This window comes from Lawsonibacter sp. LCP25S3_E2 (assembly GCF_052117285.1).
Lineage (GTDB): Bacteria > Bacillota > Clostridia > Oscillospirales > Oscillospiraceae > Lawsonibacter.
Map to the genome: position 1 here is coordinate 73,567 of NZ_JBQKJL010000001.1, position 14,012 is coordinate 87,578.

The window sequence follows — 14,012 nt, forward strand, 5'->3', positions numbered from 1 at the left end:
CCATCCCCAAATCCATTATGCAAGATATTACTTTTTAGTTATACCTTTCTGCTGTTGCAGTTTCCAAGCGGAGGGTGTATGATAGAAAAAACATCCTGTTGAAAGGAGGCCCCCAGTGAAGGAGCTTCAGCAATTGCCCATTCCCCTGCTGCTGTGGTACCGGGAGAACGCCCGTGTCCTGCCCTGGCGCAGCGATCCCACCCCATATCACGTTTGGATTTCCGAAATCATGCTGCAACAGACACGGGTAGCCGCTGTTCTGGACTACTACCGCCGTTTTTTGGAGGCTGTACCCACGGTGGCCGACCTGGCTGCTCTGCCCCAGGATCAGCTGCTCAAGCTGTGGCAGGGGCTGGGCTATTACAGCCGGGCCAGGAACCTGCAGAAGGCCGCCCTTCAGATCATGCAGCTGCATGGCGGAGTATTTCCAAATGCCTATAAAGATATCCGTGCCCTGGCCGGGGTGGGGGACTATACCGCCGGTGCCATCTCCTCCATTGCCTTTCACCTGCCTGTTCCGGCGGTGGATGGCAATGTACTGCGGGTCAGTGCCCGGATCTGTGCAGACACCGGGGACATCTCCACCCCCGCCATGAAAAAAAAGGTCACCCAGGCTTTGGAAGCGATCATCCCCCTGGATGCCCCAGGAGACTTTAACCAGGCCATGATGGAACTGGGTGCCACCGTCTGCCTGCCTAACGGCGCCCCTCTGTGTGAACGCTGTCCCGCCGCCCCCTTCTGCCGGGCCTTTCAGGAGGGCCGGACCGGCGAGCTGCCCGTCAAGGCCGCCCAAAAGGCCCGGCGCCTGGAGGCGCGCACCGTCTACCTCCTGTTTTACCAAAACAGCGTGGCGCTGCGCCGCCGTGGGGACAAGGGACTTTTGGCGGGGCTATGGGAGTACCCAAACGAACTGGCCGATGGTACGGATTGGCCTGCCCGGTGGGGCCTCTCTCCCCGTTCTTTGGAACAGGCCGGAACCGGAAAGCATATTTTCTCCCACATTGAGTGGCATATGACCGCCCTGGCCGGTATATTGGACAGCCCCCGCCTCCCTGAGGGCTGGGTCTGGGCCAGCCGGGCCGATCTGCGGGACCGTTACGCCCTGCCCAACGCCTTTGGGTCCTTCTCCCAAATTGTGGCCGACCATCTGGGCCGGTTTTAAGGAGGCACGCTATGATCTGTCATCTCTGCCCCCGAAACTGCGGGGCGCTGCGCACCCCGGAGCAGGGTCAGGGGGTCTGCCGCATGCCCGAAACGCCCATTCTGGCTCGGGCCGCCCTCCACATGTGGGAGGAGCCCCCCATCTCCGGCACGCGGGGGTCGGGCACCATCTTTTTTTCCGGGTGCAGCCTGGGCTGTGTCTTTTGCCAGAATGAGAAAATCAGTCATCAGGATTTCGGCAAAGCCATCCCTCTGGAGCGTCTGGCTGAGATCTGCGACGAGCTCATCGCCCAGGGGGCTCACAATATCAATTTCGTCAATCCCACCCACTACGCCCATGTGGTCAAGGCCCTGCTGGAGCAGCATCCCCTTCCGGTCCCCGTGGTATATAATACCGGAGGGTATGACAAGGCAGAGACGCTTCAACGTCTGGAGGGTCTGGTGGATATCTACCTCCCCGATCTGAAATATCTCAAATCCGATACCGCCCGGCGCTACTCCCGCGCCGCCGACTATCCGGAGGCGGCCACCGCCGCCATCCGGGAAATGGTCCGTCAAACCGGCCCCTGCCGGTTTGATGAAGCCGGCCTGCTCACCCGCGGGGTCATCATTCGCCATCTGATTCTGCCCGGCCAGCTTCCCCAGGCCAAGGCCGTAATGGATTGGGTGGCACGGGAGTTTCCTCCAGGGACCGTTCTCTTTTCCCTTATGAGCCAATACACCCCTTGGGGCGATCTGGAGTCCCAATTTCCCGAACTTAACCGGCGGCTTCGCACCGGCGAAATGCGCGCAGCCCAGGAATATATGGGAAACCTTGGCCTGGCTGGCTTTACTCAGGAGCGCACCAGCGCCAAGGAGGAATATACCCCACCCTTTGATCTCACAGGCCTGTGAACAGAAAGGAGAATTTTATGAAAAAGCTGCTCAGCCTCCTGCTCACCGCCGCCCTCACCCTGGGATTGGCCATCCCGGCCATGGCGGCGGAACGCGCTCCTGTGGTCATTCTCCACACCAACGATGTCCACACCGCCACCGACGGCTACGCCGCGGTAGCCGCCTACCGCCAGGAGATGGAAGAACAGTACGGCGCGGACCGGGTCACCCTGGTGGACGCCGGCGACGCCATTCAGGGCGGCCCCATCGGTACCCTGACCCAGGGAGCCAGCCTGGTGGACATCATGAACTATGTGGGCTATGACTATGCCATCCCCGGCAACCATGAGTTTGACTACGGCATGGATGTCCTGCTGGACCTGGCCCAAACCAAGGCCCAGTACACCTATCTGTCCTGCAACCTGCTGGACAATGCAGGCAAAGGAGTCTTTGCCCCCTATGGGGTGGAGGACTATGGGGACGTGCAGGTGGCCTATGTGGGCATCTCCACCCCCGAAACTTTGACCAAGTCCAACCCCACCCACTTCCAGGATGACAGCGGCAGCTACATCTATTCCTTCTGTGAGGGCGGCAATGGACAGGCCCTCTATACCGCCGTCCAGAACGCCGTGGACTCCGCCCGGAAGGACGGGGCGGACTATGTGGTGGCCCTGGCCCACCTGGGCATGGAAGGCACCACCGCCCAGTGGACCTCCTCCGCGGTCATTGCCAATACCACAGGCATCGACCTTGTGATTGACGGTCACTCCCACGAAGTGTACCAGCAGCAGGTCTCCAACCTGGCCGGAGAGCCGGTGGACCTGGTGCAGACGGGTACCCAGCTGGCCAATCTGGGCTGCATCACCCTGGACCCCTCCACCGGGGAATTCACCACGGAGATGCTCTCTCCGGAAGGGGAAACCGTCCCCGCTGACCCGGACACCCAGGCCTATCTGGCCCAAGTGAACAGCCAGTTTGAGGAGGAGCTTAACCAGGTCGTGGGCAGCACTGCGGTCCAGCTGAAGGCCACCGCGGAAAACGGCTACGACTGGGCCGTCCGGGTGGGAGAAACCAACCTGGGCGATCTGGTAGCGGATGCCTACCGCTGGGCCCTGGGGGCCGACATCGGCCTGTGCAACGGCGGCGGTGTCCGCGCGGACATCCCTGTGGGCGACATCACTTATCAGAGCCTGCTCAGCGTCCAGCCTTACGGCAACGAGCTGTGCCTGGTGGAGGCCACCGGCCAGGAGGTGCTGGACGCCCTGGAAATGGGCGCCCGCCTCTACCCCGAGAGCAGCGGCGGCTTCCTCCAGGTCTCCGGTCTGACCTTTACCATCGATGCCTCCATCCCCTCCTCGGTGCAGCTGTCTGACCAGGGGTCCTTCCAGGGTGTCACCGGGCCCTACCGGGTCACCGATGTAAAGGTGAATGGACAGCCTCTGGAGCTGGACAAGGTGTACACCGTCTCCTCCCACAACTACCTCATCAAGTCCGGCGGCGACGGCTTTACTATGTTCCAGGACAACACCCTGCTCAAGGACAGTGTGATCCTGGATAACCAGTCCCTCATCAACTTCTTTGTAGAGGGCCTCAATGGCCAGGTGGGGGAAGATTACCAGGACCCCGCCGGTCAGGGCCGGATCACCATCCTCAATGCCTCCACCCAGCCCGAGCAGCCGGAAGAGCAGCCCCAGCCGGAAGAACCGGAGCAGCAGCCTCAGCCCGAGCAGCCCCAGAGCCGTACCTATACCGTACAAAAGGGTGACTCTCTGTGGCGCATTGCCGCCCAGGAGCTGGGCTCCGGGAAGCGCTGGCAGGAGATTTACGAGCTCAACCGCGACCTTATTTCCAACCCCTCCATGATCTTTGTAGGCCAGGAGCTGAAGCTCCCTCAGGCTTAACCGAAAAACTCCAGCCGCAAAAGCGGCTGGAGTTTTTATTTATGGTAGCTGGACCCCTCGTTAATTTTAAAGGCCCGGTAGATCTGCTCCAGCACCATCACCCGTGCCAGGTGGTGGGGGAAGGTCATGGGGGACATGGACAACTTCACCCAGGCCTCCGCTTTGAGGGACTGGGCCAGGCCATAGGACCCGCCGATGACAAAGGCCAGGTGCTTGGCCGAGCCTCCCTCCCAGTCCCGGAACATGCCGGCCAGCTCCTCGCTGGAGCGAAGCTTGCCCTCCACGCACAGGCACACCAGGCTGGTGCTGGGGGGAAGCTTTGCCCGGATGGCCTGACTTTCCTTTTCCAGGGCCTGTTCGATCTGGGCTCGGGAGGGATTCTGGGGCAGGCGCTCCTCGGGCAGCTCCACCAGCGTGAGCTTACAGTAGGCGCCCAGACGCTTTAAGTACTCCCCACAGGCCTCCAGATAAAACTTTTCCTTCAGCTTGCCCACACAAATGAGGTAAACACTCAGCATAGCGCCGCCCCCCTGACAAAACCATCTTCCTCCGCGCCCAGAGCAAACACGGGGCCCGTCTCCCCTCTCGGCGCTACCGTCAGGGAGATGTCCCGTTCCGGGTCACAGCCCATAGCCGCCAGCCGGCGGCAGACCGCCGCACGGGCATGGGCGGGGGTATTGTTCTCCTGGGACAGGTGGGCCAAAATGACCGTCCGTGTTCCTGAGGACACGGCCAGGGCGGCCAGCTCGGCCCCCGCCTCGTTGGACAGGTGCCCCCGGTCACCCAGCACCCGCTGCTTCAGGGAATAGGGGTAAGGACCGGAACGCAGCCAGTCCTCGTCGTGGTTGGTCTCACATACCAACAGGTCACAGCCCCGGACCGCTCTCTTTACTTCCGGGGTCACATAGCCCAGGTCGGTGCACAGCACCATCCTGCCCCCATCCCCAGAAATGGAGTAGCCTACACTGCCCGCGGCATCGTGGGGGGTGGAAAAGGACTCCACCCACAGCTCCCCCAGCGGAATACCGGTCCCCGCCTCCTGCTCCCGAAGCAGGGGGACAAGACCGGGGATCTTCTGTCCCAGGCACCGGCAGGTGGCCGGGGTTGCCAAAATGGGGACGGACCGCTTTTTGGTCAGTACACTCAGACCGCTGACGTGGTCGTGGTGCTCGTGGGTGATCAAAATGGCCCGCAGCTGTTCCGGCTCCACCCCCAGCGCCCGCAACCCCAGGGTGATGCGCCGGGCGGAGATGCCCGCGTCCAACAGAATATGGGTATTGCCGCTGGACACCAGGGCAGCGTTCCCACTGGAACCGCTGGCCAGGGTGGTAAAGGTCAGCAAGGAAATTCCCCCGTTCTCAAAAAATTTCGCCGCCCAGCGGGCGGCGAAACATCGGTTCTGATTTAGCCCACCTGGCTCTGGTTGTCCTCATCCGGGACAAAGACGGTGCGGATATCCGCCCCCACCGAAGCCAGCTTTTCCACCAGGGTCTCATAGCCCCGCTCGATGTGGTGGATGCCGTCGATCTCCGTCATTCCCTGGGCGGCCAGACCGGCAATGACCATGGCGGCTCCTGCCCGCAGGTCACAGGCGTGCACCGGTGCCCCGGTCAGGGCTTCCACCCCTTCGATGACCGCCACCTTGCCGTCCACCTGGATTCGGGCGCCCATGCGCCGGAATTCGTCCACATAGCGGTAGCGGTTGTCCCACACGCCCTCCGTGAGCACACTGGTTCCACGGGCCAGGCACAGCACCGCCGCGATCTGAGGCTGCATGTCGGTGGGGAAACCGGGATAGGGCATGGTCTTCACATTCACCCGGTTGAGCGGGCCGCTGCGGCGGACCAGGACGGCATCGTCCTGCTCCTCCACCTCCACTCCCATCTCCACCAGCTTGGCCGTGATGCAGTCCAGGTGCTTGGGAATGACATTTTTAATGAGCAGCTCGCCCCCGGCGGCGGAGACAGCGGCCATATAGGTGCCCGCCTCGATCTGGTCGGGGATAATAGAATAGGTGCCTCCCTGAAGCTTCTCCACACCACGGATCTTAATCACATCGGTGCCCGCGCCCATGATGTTGGCCCCCATGGAGTTGAGGAAATTGGCCAGGTCCACGATATGGGGCTCTTTGGCGGCATTTTCAATGACAGTCATGCCGCTGGCCAGCACGCCGGCCAGCATGATGTTCATCGTGGCACCCACCGATACCATGTCCAGATAAATCTGGCCCCCGGCCAGACGTCCCCCGTCGGGCACACGGGCATAGATGAGGCCGTTTCGCACATCTACCTCGGCACCCATGGCCACAAACCCCTTGATGTGCTGGTCAATGGGCCGTCCGCCCAGATCGCAGCCTCCGGGCAGGGGCACCTCTGCCCAGCCAAACCGGCCCAGCAGAGCCCCAACCAGGTAGTAGCTGGCCCGAATCTTCCGGGCCAGGTCATAGGGGACCTGGCGGTTGCGGACACGGGAACAGTCCACGTCCACGGTGGTGCGGTTTACGGTACGCACGTCCGCCCCCAGCTCCTGGAGGATCTGGAGGATCAAGGTCACATCACTGATCTGTGGAATATTCTCAATACGGCAGGTCCCGTCCACCAGCAGGGCGGCGGGAATAATGGCCACCGCCGCATTTTTCGCGCCGCTGATGTGTACGGTCCCATGCAGGGGCTTGCCCCCCTGGATCTGATACTTGGTCAAATAAGGCACCCTCTTTGATTCACAATGTCAGAATCTATAACGGAATATATGGCGCATAGGCCATATGTAATATCAAATCAACCATTTTTGCCTGTGGCAAGGCATGGTAAACCGCATACATTATAGCACTATTATGTCCACCTGGCAACAAATTTTACGTTACCCCTGCCGAATTGTAAAAAAAGACGGATGAGGGGCCTTCCGCCGCTTTTTTCCTGTCTGGATGGCGCAAAGGTGCATCCAGATTTTACAAATTATCCCTCGTTTCGCTCCTCCTGCAGCCGCTTCACTCTGGGCAGAAGCTCCGAGAGACTGATCTCCCGCTGCCGCTCCAGCAAATCGCCGATGAGCTGGTTAGAGACTAAAAATCCCTTGGGGGTCAGCCTCCACCGCCCCTCCGGGGTCTTTTCCGCCCAGCCTTGGGCAGAAAACTCCTGAAGCCGCTGCTCGATGGGGGTAAAGTCCATATAATAGGTGCCCCGGTATTCCCACTCCTCAATGCCTCGGACAGTGCGCAGACGGAGCATGAGATATTCGCCCCCCCGTTCCCGCTGGGGGATGAGGTCCTGGCTTTCCAGCAGCTCTCCGCCCTCCAGTACCCCTTTGATGTAGCCCTCCAGGTCCCGGATCCAGGAATACCGCCGTCCGCCAAAGTCGGAGTGGGCTCCGGGGCCAAAGCCGATATAGGGCCGGGTGAGCCAGTAGCGCAGGTTGTGCTGGGACGCAAAGCCCGGCTTTGCGAAGTTGGAGATCTCATACTGCTCATAGCCCGCCTGGCGCAGCCGCTCTACCGTCCACAGATAGAGCTCCGCCTGAGTGTCGTCATCCGGCAGGACCTCTCCCGCCGCCACCCGCTGGGCCAGCGGAGTGCCCTCCTCCACCTTCAGCCCGTAGCAGGACAGGTGCTCCGGCTGGAGGGACAGGGCATGCTCCAGGGTATTGTGCCAGCTCTCCTCCGTCTGTCCCGGCAGGCCATAGATGAGGTCCAGGGACAAATTCTTGATCTTCGCCGCCCGTGCCGCCACCACTGCCGCGTCCCCCTCTTCTATGCTGTGGGCCCGGTGGATGGCGGCCAGCTCCGCCGGACAGGCGGATTGAAGGCCCATGGACAGGCGGTTAAAGCCCGCCCGGCGCAGCGCCCGAAGGGATTGAAAGGTGACGCTGTCCGGGTTGGCCTCCAGGGTGATCTCCGCGTCCTTTTCCACCGAAAAGAGCTTCCTGACCGCCTTCAGCAGCTCCCGCAGCCGCTTGTCCCCATAGTAGCTGGGGGTGCCGCCCCCAAAATAGATGGTATCCACGGGGATCTCTCCTGCCACACGGGCCGTCTCCTTCATATGGGTGAGCAGGGCCTTCTGATAGGTATCCATCCGCCCCTCCGCCCCCGCCAGGGAATAAAAATCGCAGTAATCGCATTTACTTTTACAAAAAGGAATATGAATATAAATTCCCAATTTTTCTATATTTTGGGATTTTTTGTCTCTCATACCGGTTCCTCCCGCCCTGCGGATTATTTTTTCTATTATAGCAAACTCCTCCCCCTTTACACAAGGGCGGAGGATTCTTTCTGAAAATCCCAGGAAAAAAAGAATTGACAAATTGAAATGCTTAGGGTATGATGTTGACTAATCATTCAAAAACGCAATGAGCGGGATAGTAGGCTTGTCTGGATGCGCAGAGAGGGAGCGGCTGGTGTAAGCTCTCGTGAAGGACCTCCCCCGAACCTCACCCGTGAGCAGTCCTCCTGAACCGGCAGATTGTCTTAGTAGGTTGGAACGGCCTCCCACCGTTATCGGGGCAATGAGCGCATGGCTCGGCTTCTGCCGGCCATGAATTTAGGTGGTACCACGGAGCATACGGCTTCGTCCTATCTGCGGAGATAGGGCGGGCCGTTTTTTGTTTGTCCGCCCCTCCAATTCACTATATCGGAGGTGTCGTTCCATGAATGGAGCACAGGCGCTGATTGAATCGTTAAAACGTGAGCAGGTGACCCAGATCTTCGGTTATGCGGGAGCGACCATCTGTCCTGCGGCAGATGCTCTGAAGGACGCCCCCGAGATTGCCTATACTCTGGTCCGCACGGAGCAGAACGCTGGCCACATGGCCTCCGGCTACGCCCGTGTCAGCGGTAAAGTGGGTGTGTGCATGGTCACCTCCGGTCCGGGGGCTACCAACCTGATTACCGGCATTGCCACCGCCTATATGGACTCCATCCCCATGGTGGCCATCACCGGCCAGGTGCCCAGCCACCTGCTGGGCCGGGACATCTTCCAGGAGGTGGACATCACCGGCGCTGTGGCCCCCTTCTCCAAGCACAGCTACCTGGTCAAAAACGTCAACGACATCCCCCGTGTGGTCCGGGAGGCCTTCCACATCGCCTCCACCGGACGGCCCGGCCCGGTGCTCATCGACATTCCCATTGACGTACAGCAGGCCACTCTGAAAAAGTTTGAATGGCCTGAGACCGTGAACATCCGGGGCTATAAGCCCAGCGTCAAGGGCAATGACCTGCAGATCAAGCGGGTAGCCGCCACCATCGCACGGGCCAAGCAGCCCCTCATCTGCGCCGGCGGCGGCGTGTGGCTTGCGGATGCCAAGCAGGAGCTGCTGGAGCTGGCCGAGCGGGCCCAGATTCCCGTGGTCAAGACCATGATGGGCATCTCCCTGATGCCCACCGACCACCCCCTGAACATGGGCATGATCGGCGCCCACGGCAACCACTGCGCCAACCAGGCCCTGGCCAAATCCGACCTGCTCATTATGGTGGGCACTCGGGCGGCCGACCGGGCCATCACCTCTCCCGACGAGATCCAGCGGCGGATGGCCACCATTCACATCGACGTGGACCCGGCGGAGATCGGCAAGAATATGCAGGCCGCCGTCCCCCTGGTAGGCAACGTAAAGGTCATCCTGCGCCAGCTGCTGGAGCTGGACATCCCCGTCTCCGACTCTGCCGACTGGCTCGCCCGCCTGCGGGACTACCGGAAGGCAGAACTGGGCCGCATTTTCCCCCAGCGTCCCGGCTCCGTCTTCCCCGGCACCGCCGTGCGCCGGCTGGGCGCCAAGCTGGATGATGACGCGGTGGTGTGCGTGGACGTGGGCCAGAACCAGATCTTCACCTGCAAATACCTGCCCCAGAAGCACGGGCGGCTGCTCACCAGCGGCGGCCTGGGCACCATGGGCTACGCCCTGCCCGCCGCCATCGGGGCCAAGACCGCCCTGCCCCAGCGGCAGACGGTGGTCATCTGCGGAGACGGCTCCTTCCAGATGTCCATGAACGAGCTGGCTGCCATCAGAGCCGGCAATCTGGACATCAAGATCCTGATCTTCCGCAACCACACCCTGGGCCTGGTCCATCAGATCCAGAACACCGCCCCCTATCACGGCTCCTTTGGCGTAGCTCTGGACGGCTCGCCGGATTTTGAGACCATCGCTTCCGCCTATGGCATCCCCACTATCACCGTCACCGAGGAGGAGCAGCTGGACGAGTCTATTGACCGCTTCCTGGGCCACAAGGGCTGCTGCCTGATGATTTGTGAGGTCCACCCCAGCGTGAGCACCACCGACTGAAAGGAGAGGACAAGATGAAACAGACCATTTCCGTCCTGGTGGAAAACCAGGCCGGCGTTTTGAACCGGATCACCGGCCTCTTCTCCCGCCGTGCCTTCAACATCGAGTCCCTGGCCGTGGGCGTCACCGACGACCCCACCATCTCCCGGATCACCATTATTGTGGACAGCGGCAACAACATGGTGGAGCAGGTGGAAAAGCAGCTCAACAAGCTCATTGAGGTCATCAAGGTGCGCACTTTGGAAGAGACCAATCTCATCGGCCGGGAGCTGATGATCCTGAAGGTCAACGCCAACAACAAGACCCGTCAGGATATTATGACTATCTGTGAAATTATGGGAGCGAAGGTGGACGATATCTCCCCCACCTCCATGACTCTGGAGCTGTCCTCTGAACCCGACCGGCTGGACACCTTCCAGGCCATGATGCGCCCCTTCTCCATTCTGGAGGTCGCCCGCACCGGCGTCATTGCGGTGCAGAAAGGAGGAGGCAAGATTTGAAAATCAGAGCGACTCAGGCCATCATGGAGTGCCTGCTGGAGCAGGAGGTGGACACCGTCTTCGGCTATCCCGGCGGTACCATCCTGAATGTCTATGATGAGCTGTATCATTACAGAGATAAAATACACCATGTATTGACTGCCCACGAGCAGGGGGCGGCTCACGCCGCTGACGGCTACGCCCGCTCCACCGGAAAGGTGGGGGTGTGCTTTGCCACCAGCGGCCCCGGCGCCACCAACCTGACCACCGGCATCGCCACCGCCTACATGGACTCCTCCCCCGTTGTGTTTATCACCTGCAACGTGACCGAGCCCCTGTTGGGCAAAGACTCTTTCCAAGAGGTGGACATCACCGGCATCGCCATGCCCATCACCAAGGCCACCTATCTGGTCCGGGATGCCAGCACCATCCCCGATGTGATGCGTCAGGCCTTTGCCGTGGCGGCCACCGGCCGCCCCGGCCCGGTGCTCATTGACTTTTTGAAAAATGTCACCGCTCCCAATGTGGAGATCGATTATGAATTTGTCCCCTGGAATCAAAACCGCTCCTGCTCTTCCATCCAGGCTCTGGCCACCAGTCACGAGCTGAAGGCCCCCGAGCCCAATCTGGGGGACATCGACACTCTGGTGGAGATGATCGCCCAGTCGGAAAAGCCCATGCTCATCTGCGGCGGCGGCGTAGTCCGGGGACGGGCCCACAAGCAGTTCCGGGAGTTTGCCGAGAAGCTGGACGCCCCGGTGGCCATCACCGTCATGGGCGGCGGCGGCTTCCCCGGCGGGCATCCCCTCACCACCGGCATGGTAGGCATGCACGGCTCTCAGGCCAGCAACGTAGCCTGCAACGAATGTGACCTGCTCATCGCCGTGGGCTGCCGGTTCTCCGACCGGGTGGCTCTGGACCCAGGCACCTTTGCCAGCCAGGCCAAGATCGTGCAAATCGACATTGACCGCTCGGAAATCGACAAGAACGTCCTTACCGACCACCACATCGTCGGCTCGGCCAAACGGGTGCTGGAGCTTCTGAACCAGCGCCTGCCCCAGTACAGCCACCCGGCCTGGAAGGAGCACATTCTCCCCCTGCGGGAGCCCTCCATTCCACGGGACAGCGATGCCCTCACCCCTAAACAGGTGCTGGAGGTCATCCGCCGCCTGGCCCCCCAGGACTCCATTGTGGCCACCGACGTGGGTCAGCATCAGATGTGGTCCATCCAGCATTTTCACTTCGACTACCCCGGACAGCTGCTCACCTCCGGCGGCTTCGGCACCATGGGCTTTGGCCTGGGGGCGGCCATCGGCGCTAAGATGGGCAACCCCGATAAGGTGGTGGTCCACACCACCGGTGACGGCTGCTTCCGCATGAACTGCCACGAGCTGGCCACCGTTCAGCACTACAACCTGCCCATTATCACCGTGGTCTTTAATAACGGCGTTCTGGGTATGGTCCGCCAGTGGCAGCACCTCATCTACCACGAGCGCTACTCCGAGACCACCCTGGACCGGGGCCCCGACTTTGTAAAGCTGGCCGAGGCCTATGGCCTGAAGGGCTTCCGGGTGACAAACCGTCAGGAGATGGAGCAGGCTTTCTCCCAGGCCCTGAAGGCAGGCTGCGGCTGCGTACTGGACTGCCATCTGGACATGGACGAAATGGTCCGGCCCATGGTGGCCGGCGGCGCCCACATCACCGACTTTTTGCTGAAATAAGGGGGTGGACAGGATGAAAAAAGAGTTTGATTCTGAAAAGAAGCTGTACACCCTGGCCATCCTGGTCCGGGACATCCCCGGCGTACTGAGCCAGGTGGCCCGGCTGTTCTCCCGGAAGGGCTATAACATCGAGTCCATCGTCTCCGGCGAGACGGATAAGCCCGGCATTACCCGCATCACCATCGTCCTGCTGGCCGATGAGCTGATGATCTCCCAGATCGCCGCCCAGTGCCGCAAGCTCATTCCGGTGCTGGCGGTGAAGATCCTGGACGAGGGCACCTCCATTCAGCGGGAGTTCTCCCTCATCAAGGTCCGGGCCGCCGACCGCAACGCACGGGACGAAGTCATCCAGATGGCCAATATTTTCCGGGCCAAAATCATCGACGTCAGCCGGGAGACCCTCACGGTGGGCATCTTCGGGGACAAGAACAAGACCCAGGCCCTTACCGCCATGCTGGCGGACTACGGCATTCTGGAAATCGCCAAAACCGGTACTCTCGCCATCGAAAGAGGGCGTAGCACGATTTATGATGACAACAAACTAAAGGAGGAATATAACTATGGCAAAAATGTATTATGAGAAGGATTGCGACATCAACTACCTGGACGGTAAGAAGATCGCCATCATCGGCTACGGTTCCCAGGGCCACGCTCACGCCCTGAACCTGAAGGATTCCGGCTGCGACGTGTGCGTGGGCCTGCGTGAGGGCTCCAAGAGCTGGAAGAGCGCCGAGGAGGCCGGTCTGAAGGTCATGACCATTGCCGAGGCCGCCAAGTGGGGCGACATCGTGATGATGCTCATCAACGACGAGGTCCAGGCTGACGTCTATAAGAAGGAAATTGCCCCCAACCTGGAGGAGGGCAACGCCCTGGCCTTTGCCCACGGCTTCAACATCCGCTATCAGCAGATCGTTCCTCCCGCCGGTGTGGACGTGTTCATGGCTGCCCCCAAGGGCCCCGGCCACACCGTCCGTTCCACTTATGTGGCCGGCAAGGGCGTGCCCTGCCTGGTGGCCGTGGAGCAGAACGCCACCGGCGACGCCTATAAGATCGCCCTGGCCTACATCGCCGGCATCGGCGGCGCCCGCGCCGGCGTGATGGAGACCACCTTCCACGATGAGACCGAGACCGACCTGTTCGGCGAGCAGGCCGTGCTGTGCGGCGGCGTGGTGGACCTCATGCGCTGCGGCTTCGAGACCCTGGTAGAGGCCGGCTACGAGCCCGAGAACGCCTACTTCGAGTGCATCCACGAGATGAAGCTGATCATCGACCTCATCAACAAGGGCGGTGTGGCTGCCATGAACTACTCCATCTCCGACACCGCCGAGTACGGCGAGTATGTCTCCGGTCCCCGTGTGCTGCCCTACGAGGAGACCAAGAAGAACATGAAGGCAGTTCTGGCCGACATCCAGGACGGCACCTTTGCCGGCAAGTGGATCGCCGAGAACAAGAACGGCCGCACCTTCTTCAACTCCAAGCGTGCCGCTCTGAAGAAGCACCAGATGGAGATCGTGGGCGAGGAGCTCCGGAAGAACATGATCTGGGGCGGCGATACCGATCTGGACACCGCTTCCAACTAATTGCCCGTGGGAGAGCCCAGCGTAAGCGGG

The 14,012-nt window shown here is 61.0% G+C and carries 12 protein-coding genes and 1 other annotated feature; of the genes, 8 read left to right on the top strand and 4 right to left on the bottom strand.

Annotated elements, in window-relative coordinates; genetic code table 11:
* The first annotated feature begins 115 nt into the window (after window positions 1–115).
* The 3 genes from mutY to ACTQ3R_RS00390 are packed head-to-tail and all read left to right on the top strand — an operon-like array spanning window position 116 to window position 3,935.
* Complete coding sequence (mutY, locus tag ACTQ3R_RS00380) at window positions 116–1,162, top strand: A/G-specific adenine glycosylase (protein ID WP_441777668.1); 1,047 nt, start codon at window positions 116–118, stop codon at window positions 1,160–1,162.
* Between the two features lie 11 nt (window positions 1,163–1,173).
* Window positions 1,174–2,055: a radical SAM protein gene (locus ACTQ3R_RS00385; RefSeq protein WP_441777667.1), complete on the top strand. Its 882-nt coding sequence runs from the start codon at window positions 1,174–1,176 to the stop codon at window positions 2,053–2,055.
* 17 nt (window positions 2,056–2,072) lie between these two features.
* Window positions 2,073–3,935, top strand: a complete 1,863-nt coding sequence (locus ACTQ3R_RS00390) for a 5'-nucleotidase C-terminal domain-containing protein (RefSeq protein ID WP_441777666.1) — start codon at window positions 2,073–2,075, stop codon at window positions 3,933–3,935.
* A gap of 35 nt (window positions 3,936–3,970) precedes the next feature.
* Here ACTQ3R_RS00390 and rlmH read toward each other — a convergent pair whose 3' ends face one another.
* The 4 genes from rlmH to hemW all read right to left on the bottom strand — a co-directional run bounded on the left by rlmH (window position 3,971) and on the right by hemW (window position 8,119).
* On the bottom strand, window positions 3,971–4,453 hold the full coding sequence (gene rlmH, locus ACTQ3R_RS00395) for a 23S rRNA (pseudouridine(1915)-N(3))-methyltransferase RlmH (RefSeq protein WP_441777665.1): 483 nt from the start codon (window positions 4,451–4,453) through the stop codon (window positions 3,971–3,973).
* On the bottom strand, window positions 4,447–5,277 hold the full coding sequence (locus tag ACTQ3R_RS00400; RefSeq protein WP_441777664.1) for an MBL fold metallo-hydrolase: 831 nt from the start codon (window positions 5,275–5,277) through the stop codon (window positions 4,447–4,449). Before ACTQ3R_RS00400 ends, rlmH begins: the two co-directional genes overlap by 7 nt.
* Window positions 5,278–5,339: 62 nt before the next feature.
* Entirely contained in the window at window positions 5,340–6,635 is a 1,296-nt protein-coding gene (locus ACTQ3R_RS00405; protein ID WP_441777663.1) for a UDP-N-acetylglucosamine 1-carboxyvinyltransferase, read from the bottom strand.
* Between the two features lie 254 nt (window positions 6,636–6,889).
* Complete coding sequence (gene hemW / locus ACTQ3R_RS00410) at window positions 6,890–8,119, bottom strand: radical SAM family heme chaperone HemW (RefSeq protein ID WP_441777662.1); 1,230 nt, start codon at window positions 8,117–8,119, stop codon at window positions 6,890–6,892.
* Window positions 8,120–8,267: 148 nt separating this feature from the next.
* Window positions 8,268–8,505 (top strand) — a binding site (T-box leader).
* A gap of 68 nt (window positions 8,506–8,573) precedes the next feature.
* Between hemW and ilvB (ACTQ3R_RS00415) the strand changes: the two genes are divergently transcribed.
* Genes ilvB (ACTQ3R_RS00415) through ilvC form a run of 5 tightly spaced genes read left to right on the top strand, consistent with a single transcriptional unit; the run spans window position 8,574 to window position 13,982 of the window.
* On the top strand, window positions 8,574–10,202 hold the full coding sequence (gene ilvB / locus ACTQ3R_RS00415) for a biosynthetic-type acetolactate synthase large subunit (protein WP_441777661.1): 1,629 nt from the start codon (window positions 8,574–8,576) through the stop codon (window positions 10,200–10,202).
* Window positions 10,203–10,216: 14 nt separating this feature from the next.
* Window positions 10,217–10,702, top strand: coding sequence for an acetolactate synthase small subunit (gene ilvN, locus ACTQ3R_RS00420; RefSeq protein WP_441777660.1), 486 nt, complete (start codon window positions 10,217–10,219; stop codon window positions 10,700–10,702).
* Window positions 10,699–12,402: a biosynthetic-type acetolactate synthase large subunit gene (ilvB, locus tag ACTQ3R_RS00425; protein ID WP_441777659.1), complete on the top strand. Its 1,704-nt coding sequence runs from the start codon at window positions 10,699–10,701 to the stop codon at window positions 12,400–12,402. The genes ilvN (ACTQ3R_RS00420) and ilvB (ACTQ3R_RS00425) overlap by 4 nt, the downstream gene beginning before the upstream one ends.
* A gap of 13 nt (window positions 12,403–12,415) precedes the next feature.
* Window positions 12,416–12,982, top strand: a complete 567-nt coding sequence (gene ilvN, locus ACTQ3R_RS00430; RefSeq protein ID WP_441777658.1) for an acetolactate synthase small subunit — start codon at window positions 12,416–12,418, stop codon at window positions 12,980–12,982.
* A complete protein-coding gene (ilvC, locus tag ACTQ3R_RS00435; RefSeq protein WP_441777657.1) occupies window positions 12,963–13,982 on the top strand; it encodes a ketol-acid reductoisomerase in 1,020 nt (339 codons plus the stop codon). The genes ilvN (ACTQ3R_RS00430) and ilvC overlap by 20 nt, the downstream gene beginning before the upstream one ends.
* The last annotated feature ends 30 nt before the right edge of the window (window positions 13,983–14,012 follow it).

Coding starts and splice junctions, on each gene's coding strand:
- hemW (WP_441777662.1), bottom strand. CDS start 8,119: ATGAGAGACAAAAAATCCCAAAATATAGAAAAATTGGGAATTTATATT.
- ilvN (WP_441777658.1), top strand. CDS start 12,416: ATGAAAAAAGAGTTTGATTCTGAAAAGAAGCTGTACACCCTGGCCATC.
- ilvN (WP_441777660.1), top strand. CDS start 10,217: ATGAAACAGACCATTTCCGTCCTGGTGGAAAACCAGGCCGGCGTTTTG.
- ACTQ3R_RS00390 (WP_441777666.1), top strand. CDS start 2,073: ATGAAAAAGCTGCTCAGCCTCCTGCTCACCGCCGCCCTCACCCTGGGA.
- ilvB (WP_441777661.1), top strand. CDS start 8,574: ATGAATGGAGCACAGGCGCTGATTGAATCGTTAAAACGTGAGCAGGTG.
- ACTQ3R_RS00385 (WP_441777667.1), top strand. CDS start 1,174: ATGATCTGTCATCTCTGCCCCCGAAACTGCGGGGCGCTGCGCACCCCG.
- ilvC (WP_441777657.1), top strand. CDS start 12,963: ATGGCAAAAATGTATTATGAGAAGGATTGCGACATCAACTACCTGGAC.
- rlmH (WP_441777665.1), bottom strand. CDS start 4,453: ATGCTGAGTGTTTACCTCATTTGTGTGGGCAAGCTGAAGGAAAAGTTT.